This window comes from Enterobacter quasimori (genome assembly GCF_018597345.1).
GTDB lineage: Bacteria > Pseudomonadota > Gammaproteobacteria > Enterobacterales > Enterobacteriaceae > Enterobacter > Enterobacter mori.
In genome coordinates this window covers 116,267-135,000 of the sequence record NZ_JAHEVU010000002.1, presented here as the reverse complement: position 1 = coordinate 135,000, position 18,734 = coordinate 116,267, and the positions used below count along the sequence as shown (strand labels likewise).

General features: G+C 58.2%; 15 protein-coding genes. 7 read left to right on the top strand and 8 right to left on the bottom strand.

Translation table 11 applies throughout. From position 1 onward, the window contains the following. Positions 1–50: 50 nt before the first annotated feature. The 3 genes from uraA to KK102_RS09040 all read right to left on the bottom strand — a co-directional run bounded on the left by uraA (position 51) and on the right by KK102_RS09040 (position 3,697). Positions 51–1,340, bottom strand: a complete 1,290-nt coding sequence (uraA, locus tag KK102_RS09050) for a uracil permease (RefSeq protein ID WP_216357416.1) — start codon at positions 1,338–1,340, stop codon at positions 51–53. 83 nt (positions 1,341–1,423) lie between these two features. Further along, positions 1,424–2,050: a uracil phosphoribosyltransferase gene (upp, locus tag KK102_RS09045; RefSeq protein WP_003860560.1), complete on the bottom strand. Its 627-nt coding sequence runs from the start codon at positions 2,048–2,050 to the stop codon at positions 1,424–1,426. 216 nt (positions 2,051–2,266) lie between these two features. Next, positions 2,267–3,697, bottom strand: coding sequence for a 6-phospho-beta-glucosidase (locus tag KK102_RS09040; protein WP_126544279.1), 1,431 nt, complete (start codon positions 3,695–3,697; stop codon positions 2,267–2,269). Positions 3,698–3,963: 266 nt separating this feature from the next. Between KK102_RS09040 and purM the strand changes: the two genes are divergently transcribed. The 4 genes from purM to ppx all read left to right on the top strand — a co-directional run bounded on the left by purM (position 3,964) and on the right by ppx (position 9,449). Then, positions 3,964–5,001, top strand: a complete 1,038-nt coding sequence (gene purM / locus KK102_RS09035; RefSeq protein WP_032643593.1) for a phosphoribosylformylglycinamidine cyclo-ligase — start codon at positions 3,964–3,966, stop codon at positions 4,999–5,001. After that, entirely contained in the window at positions 4,998–5,639 is a 642-nt protein-coding gene (gene purN, locus KK102_RS09030; RefSeq protein ID WP_216357415.1) for a phosphoribosylglycinamide formyltransferase, read from the top strand. The genes purM and purN overlap by 4 nt, the downstream gene beginning before the upstream one ends. 207 nt (positions 5,640–5,846) lie before the next feature. Next, positions 5,847–7,907: a polyphosphate kinase 1 gene (ppk1, locus tag KK102_RS09025; protein WP_126544277.1), complete on the top strand. Its 2,061-nt coding sequence runs from the start codon at positions 5,847–5,849 to the stop codon at positions 7,905–7,907. Positions 7,908–7,910: 3 nt separating this feature from the next. Beyond that, positions 7,911–9,449, top strand: a complete 1,539-nt coding sequence (gene ppx / locus KK102_RS09020; RefSeq protein WP_126544276.1) for an exopolyphosphatase — start codon at positions 7,911–7,913, stop codon at positions 9,447–9,449. Positions 9,450–9,453: 4 nt separating this feature from the next. Here ppx and KK102_RS09015 read toward each other — a convergent pair whose 3' ends face one another. Beyond that, complete coding sequence (locus tag KK102_RS09015) at positions 9,454–11,694, bottom strand: bifunctional diguanylate cyclase/phosphodiesterase (RefSeq protein ID WP_216357414.1); 2,241 nt, start codon at positions 11,692–11,694, stop codon at positions 9,454–9,456. 352 nt (positions 11,695–12,046) lie between these two features. Between KK102_RS09015 and KK102_RS09010 the strand changes: the two genes are divergently transcribed. Beyond that, entirely contained in the window at positions 12,047–12,235 is a 189-nt protein-coding gene (locus tag KK102_RS09010; RefSeq protein WP_042717858.1) for a YfgG family protein, read from the top strand. Here KK102_RS09010 and KK102_RS09005 read toward each other — a convergent pair. Beyond that, the gene (locus KK102_RS09005) at positions 12,232–13,122 is read right to left on the bottom strand and encodes a LysR family transcriptional regulator (protein WP_216357413.1); all 891 of its coding nucleotides are present in this window, start codon (positions 13,120–13,122) and stop codon (positions 12,232–12,234) included. The two genes, KK102_RS09010 and KK102_RS09005, sit on opposite strands and share 4 nt — an antisense overlap. 97 nt (positions 13,123–13,219) lie before the next feature. Between KK102_RS09005 and KK102_RS09000 the strand changes: the two genes are divergently transcribed. Continuing rightward, on the top strand, positions 13,220–14,449 hold the full coding sequence (locus KK102_RS09000) for an MFS transporter (RefSeq protein WP_216357412.1): 1,230 nt from the start codon (positions 13,220–13,222) through the stop codon (positions 14,447–14,449). 49 nt (positions 14,450–14,498) lie between these two features. Continuing rightward, complete coding sequence (locus KK102_RS08995; RefSeq protein WP_216357411.1) at positions 14,499–14,966, top strand: DUF6130 family protein; 468 nt, start codon at positions 14,499–14,501, stop codon at positions 14,964–14,966. A 127-nt stretch (positions 14,967–15,093) separates the two neighbouring features. Here KK102_RS08995 and iolB read toward each other — a convergent pair whose 3' ends face one another. The 3 genes from iolB to KK102_RS08980 are packed head-to-tail and all read right to left on the bottom strand — an operon-like array spanning position 15,094 to position 18,734. After that, positions 15,094–15,918, bottom strand: coding sequence for a 5-deoxy-glucuronate isomerase (gene iolB / locus KK102_RS08990; protein WP_216357410.1), 825 nt, complete (start codon positions 15,916–15,918; stop codon positions 15,094–15,096). A 9-nt stretch (positions 15,919–15,927) separates the two neighbouring features. Beyond that, a complete protein-coding gene (iolE, locus tag KK102_RS08985) occupies positions 15,928–16,818 on the bottom strand; it encodes a myo-inosose-2 dehydratase (RefSeq protein WP_126544270.1) in 891 nt (296 codons plus the stop codon). A gap of 11 nt (positions 16,819–16,829) precedes the next feature. Then, positions 16,830–18,734 (bottom strand): bifunctional 5-dehydro-2-deoxygluconokinase/5-dehydro-2-deoxyphosphogluconate aldolase, encoded by a 1,905-nt coding sequence (locus KK102_RS08980; protein ID WP_216357409.1) that lies wholly within the window; start codon positions 18,732–18,734, stop codon positions 16,830–16,832.

Here is an 18,734-nt window from a genome sequence, read left to right as displayed (position 1 = left end):
ACGGAACCTGCAAGGAGAGAACCGGGCGGATCGTCCGCCCGGTTAGAGGATCAGTGTGACGCTTTTTTGCTTTCGTCAGCGTCCAGCACCACCTCTTCGGGGCGGATCACGGAGATCAGCTTGAAAATCAGGCTCAGGCCTACGCCGACGATGGTTGCCAGCGCCATGCCCTTCAGCTCGGCCGCACCGATGTGCACCTTCGCGCCGCTCACGCCGATAATCAGGATAACGGAGGTCAGGATCAGGTTCTGCGCCTTGCTGTAATCTACTTTTGACTCAATCAGCACGCGGATACCGGAAGCACCGATCACGCCGTACAGCAGCAGAGAAACGCCGCCCATCACCGGCACCGGGATAATCTGAATCGCTGCCGCCAGCTTGCCGACGCAGGAGAGCAGAATGGCGATGATTGCCGCCCCGCCGATAACCCAGGTACTGTAGACGCGGGTAATCGCCATCACGCCGATGTTTTCACCGTAGGTGGTGTTTGGCGTAGAGCCGAAGAAACCGGAGATAATGGTCGAGAAGCCGTTCGCAAACATGGAGCGATGCAGGCCCGGGTCGCGAATTAAATCGCGCTTAACGATGTTCGCCGTCACCACCAGGTGGCCGACGTGCTCCGCAATCACCACCAGCGCGGCTGGCAGAATGGTGAAGATAGCGAACCACTCAAAGCGCGGGGTGTAGAAGGTTGGCAGCGCGAACCAGTGCGCTTCGGCAATCGGGGTGGTATCTACAACGCCCATCACGAAGGAGAGCGCGTAGCCCGCCAGCACGCCGATCAGGATCGGGATAATCGCCATAAAGCCGCGGAACAGCACGGAGCCAAACACCGTCACGCCCAGCGTCACCAGCGAGATGATGATGGTTTTGGAATCCGGTGACTGGCCGTCAGCAGGCAGCAGACCGGCCATGTTCGCCGCAACGCCCGCCAGTTCCAGGCCGATGACGGCAACGATTGCGCCCATCGCCGCAGGGGGGAACATCACGTCCAGCCAGCCGGTACCGGCTTTCTTCACGATGAATGAGACCAGGCAGAAGAGCACGCCACACATGATAAAGCCGCCGAGCGCGACCTCATAACCCAGCGGCAGCAGCAATAGCACCGGTGAAATAAAGGCAAAGCTCGACCCGAGATACGCCGGGATTTTGCCTTTACAGATAAAGAGGTACAGCAGCGTGCCGATGCCGTTGAACAGCAGCACTGTAGCCGGGTTAATGTGGAACAGGATTGGCACCAGCACGGTTGCGCCAAACATGGCAAACAGGTGCTGCAAACTAAGCGGGATAGTCTGTAAAAGCGGCGGTCTTTCACTCACCCCGATAGCACGGCGCGTCATAGCGTTTTCCTCTGTGTAGTATTGTTGGTGTTTTATTCAAAAAAAAGCCGACTATCAAAGTCGGCTTATTTATCGTTATTCGATTATTTGGTACCAAAGATCTTATCGCCGGCATCGCCGAGCCCCGGGATGATGTACCCGTGCTCGTTCAGGCCCTGGTCGACAGATGCGGTATACAACTCAACGTCCGGGTGCGCTTTTTCCAGCGCCGCGATCCCTTCCGGTGCCGCAACCAGCACCAGCACCTTAATGCTGCTGCAGCCCGCTTTTTTCAGCAGGTCGATGGTGGCGATCATTGAACCGCCGGTTGCCAGCATAGGGTCAACCACCAGCGCCATACGCTCGTCGATGTTGGACACCAGCTTCTGGAAGTAAGGTACCGGCTCAAGGGTTTCTTCGTTACGGTAGATCCCCACCACGCTGATGCGCGCGCTTGGTACGTGCTCCAGCACGCCTTCCATCATGCCGAGACCGGCACGCAGGATTGGCACCACGGTAATTTTCTTACCTTTGATCTGCTCAACCTGTACCGGGCCGTTCCAGCCTTCGATGGTCACTTTTTCCGTTTCCAGATCGGAGGTCGCTTCGTAGGTCAGCAGGCTGCCCACTTCAGAAGCCAGTTCGCGAAAACGCTTCGTGCTGATGTCATGCTCACGCATCAGGCCCAACTTGTGTTTAACGAGTGGGTGTTTCACTTCCACAATCTTCATTCTCTTTCTCCTCTGAGGTGGCATCCGCAAAAAAATCGCGGGATTATACCGCTTTTTTCGGATTGCGCCATACCCATCATGCTTGACGTACATCAATCAAAAACAAAAAAGCCGGAGGTTGGGCTCCGGCTTGGGTGCGGGGTTCTGCCGGGTGGCGCTAACGCTTACCCGACCTACACATCCCGTAGGCCCGGTAAGCGCAGCGCCACCGGGCAATTATAGCTGCTCTCCGTTGCTCGCAATCACCTGCTTATACCAGTCGAACGACTTTTTCTTACTGCGGTTCAGCGTGCCGTTCCCTTCGTTGTCTTTATCGACAAAGATAAAGCCGTAGCGTTTTTTCATTTCGCCCGTTCCGGCAGACACCAGGTCGATACAGCCCCACGGGGTGTAGCCCATCAGATCCACGCCGTCTTCCACCACCGCTTTTTTCATCTCGCGGATGTGGGCGGCCAGGTAGTCAATACGGTACTGGTCGTTCACCGTGCCGTCGCTCTCCTGCACGTCAATCGCGCCAAAGCCGTTTTCAACGATAAACAGCGGCAGCTGATAGTGATCCCAGAACCAGTTCAGGGAGTAGCGCAGACCCACCGGGTCAATCTGCCAGCCCCAGTCGGATTTCTGCACGTACGGGTTAGAGACCAGGCTTTTGCTCTCGTCGTAATCCAGCTGCGGGTTATCCGCCGTCGCCTTAGTGGCGAAGGACATATAATAGCTAAACCCGATGTAGTCCACGCAGCCCTGCGTCAGTGCCGCTTTATCTTCTTCGGTAATATCCAGCGCGAAGCCGCGACGTTCGAAGTAGTTGAGCAGGTGCTGCGGGTACCTGCCGCGCACGTGCACGTCGGTGAACCAGTAGCGACGGTGCATGGCGTTCATCGCCATCATCATATCGTCCGGCGCGCAGGTCAGCGGATAGATAGGACACATGGCAATCATGCAGCCGATCTGCAGGGACGGGTTAATCTCGCGCCCCGCCTTCACCGCCAGGGCGCTGGCCACCAGCTCATAGTGCGCGGCCTGGAACATCACCGGCTCGCGGTCTTCACCCGGCGCGTACTTCAGCCCGGAGTTGGTGAACGGCGCAAAGTCTTCGTGGAAGTTGGCCTGGTTGTTGATCTCGTTAAAGGTCATCCAGTACTTCACCTTATGCTGGTAGCGCTGGAAAACCACTTTTGCGAAACGCACGAAGAAGTCGATCAGCTTTCGGTTGCGCCAGCCGCCGTATTCGGTGACCAGGTGGAACGGCATCTCAAAGTGGGAAAGCGTAATAACCGGTTCAATGCCGTGCTTCAGGCACTCGTCGAACAGATCGTCATAGAATTTCAGGCCTGCCTCGTTAGGCTCAAGCTCATCGCCTTTCGGGAAGATACGCGTCCAGGCAATAGAGGTACGGAAACATTTGAAGCCCATCTCGGCAAAGAGTTTGATGTCTTCTTTATAGCGATGGTAGAAATCGATGGCTTCGTGGTTAGGGTAATTTTTCCCCGACAGCACGCCGTTGGTGATTTCACGCGGCACGCCGTGCGCGCCTGCGGTCATCACATCGGCAACGCTCACGCCTTTGCCGCCCTCTTTCCAGCCGCCTTCAAGCTGGTGCGCCGCAACCGCACCGCCCCACAGAAAATCTGCTTTAAATCCTGACATTCGCTTTCCCTCATTCTGCGTTATTTTCTGCAAAAACAATTACAGAAACCGGTTTCAGTTCGATGATGTGCAAAGGGAATACCCGTTGCAAGCAGTTCTCAGAAACCGGTTTCATTTTCGTGAACAGAGTCAAGTTTGGCGGCATCCACGGGCTTGACAGAAAAAAAGATCCCCACGTCCAGAATAGGCTCGCAAACGTTTGCCTGGACTGTTAGAATTGCGCCGATTTTTCTTACTAGCTATGCAATCGCGTGGGGATTTAAGCCGTGACCAACAAAACTTCTCTCAGCTACAAAGATGCCGGTGTTGATATTGACGCAGGTAATGCGCTGGTTGACCGAATCAAAGGTGTGGTGAAGAAAACCCGCCGCCCGGAAGTGATGGGTGGCCTGGGTGGCTTCGGCGCGCTGTGCGCACTGCCGCAAAAATATCGTGAACCTGTTCTGGTCTCGGGAACTGACGGTGTAGGCACCAAACTGCGCCTGGCGATGGATTTAAAACGTCACGACACGATCGGTATCGATCTGGTCGCGATGTGCGTGAATGACCTGGTAGTTCAGGGCGCTGAGCCGCTGTTCTTCCTCGATTACTACGCGACCGGCAAACTGGACGTGGACACCGCAGCCAGCGTGATTAGCGGTATCGCCGAAGGCTGCCTGCAGTCCGGCTGTGCGCTGGTCGGCGGTGAAACCGCGGAAATGCCGGGCATGTACCACGGTGAAGATTATGACGTCGCAGGCTTCTGCGTCGGCGTAGTAGAAAAATCAGAAATTATCGACGGCAGCAAAGTGGCCGACGGCGATGTGCTGATCGCGCTGGCCTCCAGCGGTCCGCACTCAAACGGTTATTCCCTGGTACGTAAAATCCTCGAAGTGAGCGGCTGCGACCCGCTGACCACCGAGCTGGACGGTAAACCGCTGGCTGACCACCTGCTGGCCCCGACCCGCATCTACGTGAAAAACGTGCTGGAACTGATCGAGAACGTCGACGTGCACGCCATTGCCCACCTGACCGGCGGCGGCTTCTGGGAAAACATCCCGCGCGTTCTGCCTGACAACACCCAGGCGGTGATCGACGAATCCTCATGGCAGTGGCCGGCCGTCTTCAACTGGCTGCAGACCGCAGGCAACGTGAGCTCTCACGAAATGTACCGCACCTTTAACTGCGGCGTGGGTATGGTTATCGCCCTGCCGGCAAGCGAAGCGGATAAAGCCGTTAAGCTGCTGACTGAAAAAGGTGAAAACGCGTGGAAAATCGGTACGATTAAAGCTTCCGATTCCGAACAGCGTGTGGTCATTGAATGAAAAACATCGTGGTGCTCATTTCCGGCAACGGAAGCAATTTGCAGGCCATCATAGACGCCTGCAAACAGAAGAAAATCAATGGCACCATTCGGGCAGTTTTCAGCAACAAGGCCGACGCGTTCGGCCTTGAGCGCGCGCGGGAAGCGAACATTCCTGCGCACGCGCTGGAGGCCAGCCAGTTCGCCGGACGTGAAGCCTTTGACCGCGAGCTGGTTCATGAGATTGATGCCTACGCGCCGGACGTAGTCGTGCTGGCGGGCTATATGCGTATTCTGAGCCCAGCTTTTGTCGAACACTTCGCCGGACGTCTGCTGAATATTCACCCTTCTCTTCTGCCGAAATATCCCGGCCTGCACACCCATCGTCAGGTGCTGGAAAACGGCGACGAGGAGCACGGCACCTCTGTCCATTTCGTGACCGACGAACTGGACGGCGGCCCGGTGATCCTGCAGGCCAAAGTGCCGGTCTTTGACGGCGACAGCGAAGACGACGTGACCGAACGCGTACAGACCCAGGAACACGCCATTTATCCGCTGGTGGTAAGCTGGTTTGTTGAGGGGCGTCTGGAGATGCGCGACGGCGCAGCGTGGCTGGACGGCGTGAAATTACCCCCGCAGGGTTATGCGGCCGAAGAGTAGTTTGTTATGTCGGGTGGCGCTGTTGCGCTTACCCGACCTGTACATTGCATTACCCGATATTCCCTTCTCCAACCCTCTAAATTCCCCAACAAAAAAAATAACTGTCATACTTTTCTGGCACTGTTGGACATATCGTGGAAATGCTCGCCATAATAAGGACGAGACGGATTTACCACGTCCTGTGATTGAACTGGAGTGTGAGCTGTAATGGGTCAGGAAAAGTTATATATCGAGAAAGAGCTAAGCTGGTTAGCATTCAACGAGCGTGTACTCCAGGAAGCGGCAGACAAAAGTAACCCGCTGATCGAGCGTATGCGTTTTTTGGGCATTTATTCCAACAACCTGGATGAGTTCTACAAGGTTCGCTTTGCCGAGCTGAAGCGGCGGATCATCATCAGCGAAGAGCAGGGATTAAATTCCCACTCGCGCCATCTGCTTGGAAAAATCCAGTCTCGCGTCATGAAAGCCGATCAGGAATTTGATGGCCTCTACAACGAGCTGCTGCTGGAAATGGCGCGCAACCAAATCTTTCTGATTAACGAACGCCAGCTCTCCGCCAACCAACAGACATGGCTGCGCCACTACTTTAAACACTATCTGCGCCAGCACATCACCCCGATTCTGATTAACCGCGAAACCGATCTGGTCCAGTTCCTGAAGGACGATTACACCTACCTGGCGGTCGAAATCATTCGCGGTGAGAATATCAGCTACGCGCTGCTGGAGATCCCGTCCGATAAGGTTCCGCGCTTTGTGAACCTACCGCCGGAAACCCCGCGCCGCCGCAAGCCGATGATCCTGCTGGACAACATCCTGCGCTACTGCCTGGACGACATCTTCAAAGGCTTCTTCGATTACGATGCGTTAAATGCCTATTCAATGAAGATGACCCGCGACGCCGAATATGACCTGGTGCACGAGATGGAAGCCAGCCTGATGGAGCTGATGTCCTCGAGCCTCAAGCAGCGTCTGACGGCCGAGCCGGTCCGCTTCGTGTATCAGCGCGATATGCCGGACGCGATGGTCGAAATGCTGCGCGAGAAGCTGACCATCTCCCGCTACGACTCGATCATTCCCGGCGGGCGCTACCACAACTTTAAAGATTTTATTGGCTTCCCGAACGTCGGCAAAGCCAATCTGGTGAACAAGCCGCTGCCGCGCCTGCGCCATCTTTGGTTCGATAAATTCCGTAACGGATTCGACGCCATCCGCGAGCGCGATGTCCTGCTTTACTATCCGTACCACACCTTTGAACACGTGCTGGAACTGCTGCGTCAGGCGTCGTTCGACCCCAACGTGCTGGCGATCAAAATCAACATTTACCGCGTGGCAAAAGATTCCCGCATCATCGACGCGATGATCCACGCGGCGCACAACGGCAAGAAAGTGACGGTCGTGGTCGAGCTGCAGGCACGCTTTGACGAAGAGGCGAACATCCACTGGGCGCGCCGTCTGACCGAAGCGGGCGTGCACGTTATCTTCTCCGCGCCGGGGCTGAAAATTCACGCCAAGCTGTTCCTGATCTCCCGTAAAGAGGGTGACGACGTGGTGCGTTACGCCCACATCGGTACCGGGAACTTTAACGAAAAAACCGCGCGTATTTATACCGACTACTCGCTCTTAACCGCCGATGCGCGCATTACCAACGAAGTGCGTCGGGTGTTCAACTTTATCGAGAACCCGTACCGCCCGGTCAGCTTCGACTATCTGCTGGTGTCACCGCAGAACTCGCGCCGCCTGCTGTACGATATGATCGACAAAGAGATCGCCAACGCGCAGAACGGGTTATCGTCGGGCATCACGCTGAAGCTCAACAACCTCGTTGATAAAGGTCTGGTGGACAGGCTGTATGCAGCGTCCAGCTCCGGCGTTCCGGTTAATCTGCTGATCCGCGGTATGTGTTCGCTGATCCCGGAACTGGAAGGCATCAGCGACAATATTCGCGTGATCAGCATCGTTGACCGCTATCTGGAACATGACCGGATCTACATTTTCGATAATGCTGGCGACAAGCGGGTTTATCTTTCTTCAGCAGACTGGATGACGCGCAATATTGATTACAGAATTGAAGTCGCGGCTCCGCTGTTGGACCCGCGGCTGAAACAGCGGATCCTCGATATTATCGAGATTTTGTTTAGCGATACGGTGAAAGCACGTTATATCGACAAAGAACTCAGTAATCGCTACGTACCGCGCGGCAATCGCCGAAAAGTGCGGTCGCAGCTGGCGATTTACGATTACATCAAATCACTCGAGCAACCCGATTAACCTATGCCGATAAATGATAATACGCCACGACCGCAGGAGTTCGCCGCGGTCGATCTTGGTTCAAACAGTTTCCACATGGTCATCGCCCGTGAGGTAGATGGTGCGTTACAGATCATCGGTCGTCTGAAGCAGCGCGTGCATCTGGCCGATGGCCTGGACGCGCGCAGCATGCTCAGCGAAGAGGCGATGGAGCGCGGCTTAAACTGCCTGTCGCTGTTTGCGGAACGCCTGCAGGGTTTTTCACCCTCCAGCGTGTGCATCGTGGGCACCCATACGCTGCGTCAGGCGCTGAATGCGCCGGAGTTTCTCAAGCGCGCAGAGAAGGTTATCCCCTACCCGATTGAGATTATTTCCGGTAACGAAGAAGCGCGTCTGATTTTTATGGGCGTGGAGCATACGCAGCCGGAGAAAGGCCGCAAGCTGGTGATCGACATCGGCGGCGGCTCAACGGAGCTGGTGATTGGTGAAGACTTCGAGCCGCGTCTGGTGGAAAGCCGCCGCATGGGCTGCGTCAGCTTCGCGCAGATGTATTTCCCGGGCGGCACCATTACCCGCGAAAACTTCCAGCGCGCGCGCATGGCCGCCATCCAGAAGCTGGAAAACCTGGCGTGGCAGTATCGCATTCAGGGCTGGAACGTGGCGCTGGGCGCATCCGGCTCGATTAAAGCCGCCCATGAAGTGCTGCTGGCGATGGGTGAAAAAGACGGAATTATTACCCCTGAGCGTCTGGTTTTGCTCACCGAAGAAGTGCTGAAGCATAAAAACTTCGACGCCCTGAGCCTGCCGGGCCTGTCCGATGAGCGGAAATCGGTCTTCGTACCGGGGCTGGCGATCCTGTGCGGCGTGTTTGATGCGCTGGCGATTAAGGAGCTGCGTCTCTCTGACGGCGCCCTGCGCGAAGGCGTGCTGTACGAAATGGAGGGCCGCTTCCGCCATCAGGATATTCGCAGCCGCACCGCCCAGAGCCTGGCAAACCAGTACAACATCGACCGCGAGCAGGCGAAGCGCGTACTGGAAACCACGGAGCAGATGTACGATCAGTGGCAGGAGCAGAACCCTAAGCTGGCGCATCCGCAGCTTGCCGCCCTGCTGAAATGGGCCGCGATGCTGCACGAAGTGGGGCTGAACATCAATCACAGCGGGATGCATCGCCATTCGGCCTATATCCTGCAAAACAGCGATCTGCCGGGCTTCAACCAGGAGCAGCAAACCATGATGGCCACCCTGGTTCGCTACCATCGCAAAGCCATCAAGCTCGACGATCTGCCGCGCTTTACGCTGTTCAAGAAAAAGCAGTTCCTGCCGCTTATTCAGCTGCTGCGCCTGGGCGTGCTGCTGAATAACCAGCGTCAGGCGACGACAACGCCCCCAACGTTAAAGCTGAAAACAGACGACCACCACTGGACGCTGAGCTTCCCGCACGACTGGTTTAGCCAGAACGCGCTGGTACTGCTGGATCTGGAAAAAGAGCAGCAATACTGGGAAGCGGTCACCGGCTGGCTGCTCAAAATTGAAGAAGAGAGCGCCGACGTCGCGGCGTAATGTCTCAGGCGTCTGCCTGAGACGCCTCTTCTTCAGGCAAGGATTCAAGTGCAACCGGCTTGCCGATCAGATAACCCTGTACATAATCGATACCTAGCGCGTGCACCGCGCTACGTATCTCTTCAGTTTCAACATATTCCGCCACTACCAGCATGTTCTTCATTCGCGCCAGATGGCAAATCGACGCCACTATCTGATAATCCAGACTGTTGTTAACGATGTTGCGAATGAAGCTACCGTCGATTTTGAGAATGTCGGCGTCCACGCTTTTCAGCCGCGCATAGCTCGCGTAGCCGGTACCAAAATCATCAATCGCAATGCGCACCCCCATTTTTTGCAGCTGTCTGAGGGTCTGTTCCGCCTGCTGCGCGCTGCCGAAAGTGCTGCACTCTGTCACTTCAACGATCAGTTGCCACGCCTCCACGGCGTATTGTGTCAGCAGGCGGCTCACCTCGAGCGGAAACTGCGCCCTGCACACGGTTGGAGGGGCCAGATTAATGGCAAAGCGTTGACCGGGCAGCCTGTCACGATGCTCTGCCAGGAAGCGTAGCGTATGTTCCAGTACCCACAGGTCGACGCGTGATGACAGCCCAAACTCCTGCGCGACGGGCAGGAACCGATCGGGAGAAATTAATTCCCCGTTCTCGTCTGGCATCCTGAGCAGCACTTCATGATAGCAATCGCCGCGCAGGCCGCGAACGGGCTGAACCATCAGAGTAAACGCGTTTTTATCGAGCGCACTTTGCAGGCGGCTCATCATCGCGACTTTATCTTTCAGGCTGCGCTGTAAATGTACGGCACCACGCTGCTGGAGATTCTCAGGATGGTTGGTCGAGAGCGACAGATCGGCAACAACGCCCAACTCCCCCAGAACCAGATAAAGATGGTTAACCGGCGAGCGGACATAGCAGTAGCTGACGCCCACCTGAGGCTGCAAGGGCATGCCGTCCCAGAGAAAGCGGAACTGCTTGATATGTTCATCCAGAGTATCGATACGCTGCTGATGCGACTCGGCGTTGAGCCTCACCGCCAGGTCGCAACCGGTCAGATGATAGACCCGCTCATTGTGCTGAAGCGTGCCATTAATCCAGTGCGCCAACTGCTGCTTGTACTGAATGCGCAGCAGCACACCGTAGTTGCGCCCCAGCACCTCCAGTTCCGGGATGCGCAGCAGGCACAGCGCCGACCAGGGGTTTTTAGCAAGCTCGCGCGACAACGCGCGCAGGTTGGGCATGTGCACCACCGGGTCGAGCAGCGCCAGCCTGCGGGATCGCGTATTCACGGCACGCTGGCGTGTCGCCAGCATCGCCATGTAAATCACCACAAACGAAAAGACCAGATAGCTGGATGAGGTGATGGCCAGCTGAATGTCATAGGCCTGGTGCAGCGGAATGTAGCGGTAGAAAAAGTGAATCGACACCAGCAGCACCGGCGTCCAGATTATCGACATCAGCTTATAGCCAAAACGCATTGCTCCCCAGAGCATCACGGGCATCAGTAGCGATAAGGTGTAGTTGGTGCTGAAAATTGAGCTGTTTTCATTCATCGGCTGCAGCAGCAGCGAAAGCAGCCCCACCAGTGCGATGGCCCAAATCACCAGCTCAATGGCCGTCACTTTTTTGTCTATCTGGGCGCGGATTTGTGACATAAGCCCGTTAAAGTAGCGGGGATGGCGTATCAGGCGAATGAGCAGATAGCTCAGCGGAACGCCGGTCAGCCCGCTGACCAGCAGCGCCTGATAGTTAATGAGCGTTCGAATGTTAAGGGGGTTTAATCCCGCGAGGCTTTGACGGCTCTCATAGATGCCAAGGTAAACCGCAAACTGAAACAGCAGCAAAAACAGTGTTGCCGGGCAGAAAACCTGCCAGAAAGTGCGCTGCGCCATCAGCCGTATATCCCCATAGGCCGTCATATTGCGACGTGGGGCAAACACGCGATAACCGCCCCAGCTGAGCACCAGAGGGATGATAAAGTGGAAAATCCCGGCAACCGTTTCAAACATCCCAACAGACGCGTAGTAACGGAAAAACAGCGCCAGCACGATCCCGGGAAGGGCTTCCAGACCAAAAAACATCATCAGTGAAAGCAGGAAAAAGAGAGGCAGATAGTAGAGTGTCACAATACCGTCGCCCAGCTGCGCGAAGGTATTTACCATACTGAGCACAGGCAATAGCGTGATGGGTAATATAAACGGCAGAGCCCACCAGCGATCTTTATTTTGTATCAGGAGAGGAAGAATTTTCATAGATGCCCGTTTAAAACCCTTTCGCTCCAGAGGGTATAAGAAGACAGGCATCCAACCTGACATACTCGTCGTCCGGCAATGCACGGAACGGACGCAGTGGAGGAGGGATTTTAATTATCGGCGCAGGGAAACCGTTGACATAAATCAAACTACTTTATTCAAATAAACCTTTCTTATGATTTTTGAGACTCTTTTTCCTGAACTTATCAATACGATAAATAGATATATTATTTTTAATAACATCAGTTAATGTAAACATTGACGGTTATTTACACATCGCAGAATTGACCCTTTCTTCCCGCTGTGCCTTAATATCCGCATCGCCCTGAAGGGCATATCCAGGAAAAACACAGTGAGTCAGGCCACGCGTATGCACAAACGACACCGATTTAACACCCGGATGACCCGCATCATACTGCTCATCAGCTTCCTGTTTTTCTTTGGCCGCTTTGTTTACTCCTCCATCGGCGCCTGGTATCACCACCAGGACAAAATCCAGTCGCAGCAAACCAGCCTGACCGTCGAAACGCCCGAACGCTAGCGTTCCGGATGCCGTTGCAGGATCCGAATAATGCCTGAAATCCCTTTGCTAAGGATCTTATCCTGACGCATCACCACAGCCAGCTGCCGTTGCAGTACGGGCGAGAGAGAACTGACGCATAATCCTTCACGGTCTGCCCTCTGCTCCACCGCCATTTTCGGCACGATGCTGTAGCCAAGCCCCGAACGCACCATCCGTTTGATAGCCTCAATGCTGCCGAGCTGCATAGCCGGTGCAATCGTTAAACCACTTGCCTCAAACCAGCCGTCAATCAATGCCCGGGTTCCGCTGCCCGACTCAAAGGCAATCAGCGGTTGCGTATGGAGTGCCTCAGGCCTTAAGTCTGTAAACATCCCCTGCTGCTCCAGAGACGCGATAAACACGAATTCTTCGTCCATCACCGGCATCACGTCCAGCGCCCGCCCGCTGACGGGCAGCGTCACCAGTCCCATATCGAGTCGGTTTTCTTCAATGGCGCGAACAATATCGAGCGTATTGCCCGTCGTCACGCCCACGCGTAAAAGCGGGTAGTCACTGCGCAGCTGCTGCAGCAATGGCGGAAGAAGATGAATACAGGCGGTCGCGCCCGTACCAAGCGTAACGGTGCCGCTGACATCGTGCCTGAAGGCGCTAACGGAACGAAGGGTTTCATCGACTGCCTGTTCGATGCGCTCACCGTGTACCAGCAATGCCTGCCCTGCAGCCGTTGCTTTAATCCCCCGCCCGGTACGCTCTACCAGACGCGTTTGCAGAAACTGCTCCAGCTGGCGTATTTGCAGGCTGACGGCGGGCTGGGAAATGCCCAGCACATCCGCCGCCGCTGAAAAGCTGCCGCGCTGGATCACCAGACGGAAGGTGGCGAGATAGCCCAGATTAAGCGTCGTCATTCAAAGTTTCTCTTATACCGCGCATAAGGTTGCGGCCCTGCCAGCACAATACCGCGCCCGTTATGCTCAGGACAACTGCATAACGGAATGAAAGCCAATGGAAACACCTGCCCTGCCTCGTCACCTTGCCCTCGCTGCCGGGTGCAATCAACTCATCAACTGGGGGATCTCGTTTTATATGCCCGGCACTTTTGCGCTGGCGATTTCAGCCGACCGGGGCTGGTCGTTACCGCAGATTTACCTTGGCCTGACGCTGGCGATGCTGGTGATGGCGGCGGTTTCGCCGTTTGTCGCCCGCCTGCTAGCCCGCTTTGGCGGTAAGAAGGTGGTGATGAGCGGCACGCTCCTGATTGCCGCTAGCTGCGCGGGTATGGCGTATACCCAGACGCTTTTTGGCTGGTACTGCGCCTGGCTTGTCACCGGTATAGGGATGCGCCTGTCGCTGTACGATGCGCTGTTCGCCGCGCTGGTGAATCTTTACGGACAGCAGGCGCGAAGAACGATCTCACGCGTCACGCTGGCGGGCGGGCTGGCTTCCGCCGTCTTCTGGCCGCTGGGCGATGCTCTGCTTCAGGTTATGGGCTGGCAGGAGGCGCTGCGCGTCTATGCTCTCTTCGGCCTGCTGAGCGCGTCGCTGATTCTCTCGCTTCCCCACCAGCGGTTGACGGTAACCGCGAAAACCACCGCGTCGCCTCAAAGCAATGAACGCCGTAACGGCTGGCTTTATGCCGCCTTCATTGCCCTTATCACCTTTGTCTCGAACGGCACGTCCACCCATCTGCCGGAGTTTATTGCCCACTTCGGCCTGCCGGTCGCCATCGGCATGCTGTGGGGGATCGGCCAGACGGCTGCTCGCTCGCTGGAAGTGCTGGCGGGTGCCCGCTTAACCCCCTTCAGACTCACGCTTTTCACCGCGCTCGCCATGCCGCTCTGCTTTCTGGTTGGGCTAAGCAGTTTCCAGTTTGTCTGGTGCGCAGCCGGGTTTGTGCTGGGTTACGGTGCCATCAACGGGCTGGTCACCATCGTGAAGGCCACCCTGCCGCTGGAACTGTTTAGCACCGAAAGCTATGCCCGCCGTACCGGCATGCTGCTTATCCCCGGCCAGCTGATGGCGGCAGCCTCGCCGTTTGCCTATGCGTGGCTGAATAAAACGCTGGGGATCGCGGGAGCAATGTGGGTATCAACGGGGCTGACGCTGGTGATTGCCGGGCTGGCGATAGCGATTGTGCGCCGTCCCGGCAGGCAAAGTGTATCGCACTGTATCCAAAGCGCCACGCTGACAAACGGGTACAAAACGCCGCCTCCGGCAAATATCTCCGATACATAAAAATGGTTTTCTTTCCCTGTCGCCATTCAGAACCGATGAGGAGAGACCGATGATTCGTCGCTATGCACTTTTCCCCCTGCTAGTCCTGGCATCTGTAGCCCATGCCCGGGCCATACCGCTGGACAACCTGAGCGCTGCGGACGTTAACGGCCCCGCCGCCGTTGCCCCGCTGGCGCAGCCGCAGCCCCCCGCAAAGCTGATCGTCGATCCGCCGCTTGCCGGGCCGCTAAGCAAAGGCGCGGTGTTTATCCAGTACCGTGCCGAAAACCTGCGCATCGAGCCGGTATTCGGCCCCGACGCGCTCAAGGTCACCCCGCGCATCGGGCACATTCACGTGGTGGTGGACGACGCGCCGTGGCACTGGGCTGACGCCAGCGGAGAGCCGGTGATCCTCGTGGGGCTACCCGCCGGCAAGCACAAGGTGACGATTATTCTGGCCGACCCGACGCATAAGCCGCTCGACCACAAAACCCTTGAATTCACCGTACCGCCCCACGCCGCGGTCCACCATTTTTAAGAACCCGTCAGTTGAGCAGGCGGGGCGGATGCGGTGAGCACAATGTTGCCCGGCGGCGCTGCGCTTGCGCGGGCCTACGGTTTCGTAGGTCGGGTAAGCGCAGCGCCACCCGACAAGAAAGGCCGCCTCAGCCGCCCCTATCCGCGGGATAATCGTGATTAATCCACGCGTGGTCCTCCTCCCAGGTGAACATCCACTTGCGCACCGGCCCCGCCATCACGTTGAGGTAGTAGCTGTCATACCCGGCCATCGTCGCCACCGGATGGTAGCCCTTCGGCACCATGACCACGTCACGGTTATAGACCGCCATACACTCATCCAGCGCTCTGTCGTCGGTGTAGACGCGCTGCATGCAGAACCCCTGCTCCGGATTGAGGCGATGGTAGTAGGTCTCCTCCAGATACGTCTCCTGGGGCGGGTTATCCGTGTCGTGCTTGTGGCTCGGATACGAGCTGGTGCAGCCCTCGTTGGTCCACACCTCCACCACCAGCAGGCTGTCGGCGGGCTTGTCTTCCGGCAGAATGTTATGCACGTAGCGCTGGTTGTGACCCTTGCCGCGCGCTTCGCCGGCGATATCCTGCGGCGCAATCAGCCGCGTCGGATAGGTGCTCTTGCCCGGCGCGGCGCAGACCGCGAGCTCAAGCGTCGTCAGCGCCTTCACCTGCACCGTCTCCTGCGGGGTGACGTACACCGCCCACGGCTTGATGCGCTCGAACGGGCTCATCCGCTCGCCGATGTCGTTAAACTGCGCGGAAGGGGTGCTGATGGAGGCGCGTCCGGCGACCAGCACCAGGCAGCGCTCTTCGCGGACGGCGGGCAGCGTCAGCGTCTGCCCCTCCTGCAGCTCATACGCCTCAAAGCCGACGTACCCCCACCCTGCGCTTTCCGGCGTGACGGACTGGGTGCGTCCCTCCGCGTTCGGCTGTTGCCAGCGTGATAACAGACGTGACATGTCACCTCCTCAAATCAGTCCGGCGTCGCGCGCCAGGCGGCTCAGGTTGTTATATCCCAGACGAGCGTAGGTCAGCGGATGGGCGATGGCCGGATCCTGCTCGGCCTCGACCACCAGCCAGCCGTGATAGTCCTGCGCCTTCAGCAGCCGCATAATCGGCGGATAATCGACGCAGCCGTCGCCCGGCACGGTAAACACGCCGCTCAGCACCGCGTCGAGGAAGCTGGTTTTACGGTTTTTAACGTCCGCCAGCACGTCGGCGCGCACGTCTTTGCAGTGAACGTGGTTGATGCGCGACGCCCAGCGCTGCGCCACCGCCAGCGGATCGGCCCCGGCAAAGGTCAGATGGCCGGTATCCAGCAGTAGCCCCACCGCGTCGCCGGTGTGGGCCATCAGGTTGTCCACGTCCTCGGCGGACTCAATCACCGTGCCCATATGGTGATGATAGGCAATCTGCACGCCCTGCTGCTGCGTATAGCGGGCAAATTCGGTGAGCTTCTCGCCGTACTCTTTCCAGCGCGCCTGCGGGAAGCGCGGGCGCAGGTGCACCGGGGTCTGCTGCTCGCCGTGAATGCAGCCGCTCACTTCCGCAAATACCAGCACCTTTGCCCCCAGCTCGCGCAGCAGCGTCAGGTGGGACTGCACGGCAGCGATCTCCTCCTCCACGCTGCGCTCCAGCAGGCGGCCGGAGTACCAGCCGGAGACCAGCTGCAGGTCGTGGCGCTGCAGGATGGGGCCGAGCAGGCGCGCTTCGCGCGGGAACTTGTTGCCCAGCTCGAAGCCGGCGAAACCGGCCTCTTTCCCTTCGCTCAGGCAGGTCTCCAGCGGCGTCTCCGCGCCGAGAGAAGGCAGATCGTCGTTCGTCCACGTCAGCGGGTTAATGCCCAGTTGTACACTCATTGTCGTCTCCATTATGCGTGTCCGCGCTCGCGCCACCAGGCGATAAGCTGCAGGTAGTTGTCCCGGATGCGCGCCACCAGCTGCGCATCGTCAATATCGTGCTTCAGCCACGCGCGGGAGGCATCGCCAAACAGCGTGCGCCCCACGGCGAAGCCTTTCACCAGCGCCTGCCCCGCTGCCGCTTTAAAGTCGGCGCGCAGCTGTTCCGCCGGGGCGTCCAGGCCGAGGATCACCACCCCGCGGCAGTGCGGGTCCCGGCGTTCGATAATCTCGCTCAGCGCCGTCCAGCCGTCGGCGGAGAGCGGCGGCAGCTTCCACCAGTCCGGGTAAATGCCGAGGTTGTAGAAGCGGGAGATGGCGCGCAGGTAGAGCTCGTCGCTGCGCGGCATGGTCGCAGGCAGGATCACCTCCAGCAGCAGCTCGTGCCCGGACCGGCAGCAGGCGTGATACACCTCGGCGATTTTCTGCTCCTGCTCCAGGCGCAGGCCGTGGGCATCTTCCGGGTGGAAAAAGACCAGGCACTTCACCACGTGCTCCTGCGGCCAGCTGATAAGCTGGGTGCCGATGTTGCCATGCTCCATCTCCAGCGGACGCGAGCCCGGCAGCTCGATGGGGCGGCCAATCCACCACCCTTCCCCGGTGATCGCGTTCAGCGCGTCCTGACCAAAGGTGCCGTCGCACAGCAGGCCGGCTTTGCCCTCCAGCCCGGCACGGCTCGCCGCCTCGCGGCTGGCCTGCAGGATCAGCTGCTTCAGCGCCGGAATGCGCTTAAGCGACGCGCCGCACTGCATCGCCATATCCTCAAGCTGGCTGCGGTGGTCGAAGGCCATTACGCACAGCTCCGGCCACTCGCAGCGGCGGGTGGTGACGCGGTGCAGATGGTTAAGATGCGGGTCGAGGTCCGGGCGCGGCACGTTCGCGGCGCGGGAGAGATAGTCGTCCAGCTCGATTTTGCTCGGCATCGCCGGGGCGCAGCCGTGGCGCGAGACCACCAGCGCGCCGCAGGCGTTGGCATAGCGGCACGCCTGCTCCCAGCCCTCGTCGTTCAGGTAGCCGCGCAGCAGGCCGGACATAAACGCGTCCCCCGCCCCGAGGACGTTCAGCACCTCCACGCGCACGCCGGTCACCGTCAGGCCGTCGTCCAGACGGGGCGGAATGGCGCTGGTATAGACCGAGCAGCCGAGGGCGCCGCGCTTGCAGACCAGCGTAGCGTCACTCACGGCACGCACCTGGCCCAGCGCCTGCAGGGTATCCGTGCTGCCGCCCGCTATGTGAAACTCCTCCTCGGTGCCGACAATGACGTCGAAGAGGTGCAGCACCTCCTGCAGCTCGCGGGTGACCCTATCGGCGGCGATAAAGCGCGTTTCGCCGTCACCTAAGGCGGTTAGCCCCCACAGCACCGGACGGTAATCGATGTCCAGCACCGTGCGCACGCCGTGACGACGGGCATAGCCCAGCGCCGTCAGCACCGCCTCGCGGGTCTGCGGATGAGAAAGATGGGTCCCGGTGATGGCAAGACAGCGTGCGGAGGCAATGTAGCGTTCGTCCACATCGCTGGCCGAAATGGCCATATCCGCGCAGTTATCGCGATAAAAAATCAGAGGAAAGGTGTCCCGGTCTTTAATGCCGAGTAGCACCAGCGCCGTGAGGCGGTCTTTATCGGTAATCAGATGGCTGGTATCGCAGCCCACCTGGTTAAGCTCTTCCCGCAGGAAGCGGCCCATATGTTCATCGCCGACGCGCGCCAGCATCGACGAGCGCAGGCCCTGGCGCGCGGTGCCGTACGCCACGTTGCCCGACGACCCGCCGAGATATTTGGCGAAGCTCGACGCGTCTTCCAGGCGGGCACCAATCTGCTGGCTGTAGAGGTCTACCGCCACGCGGCCCATGCATATCACATCAAACTGCTTTTCCAC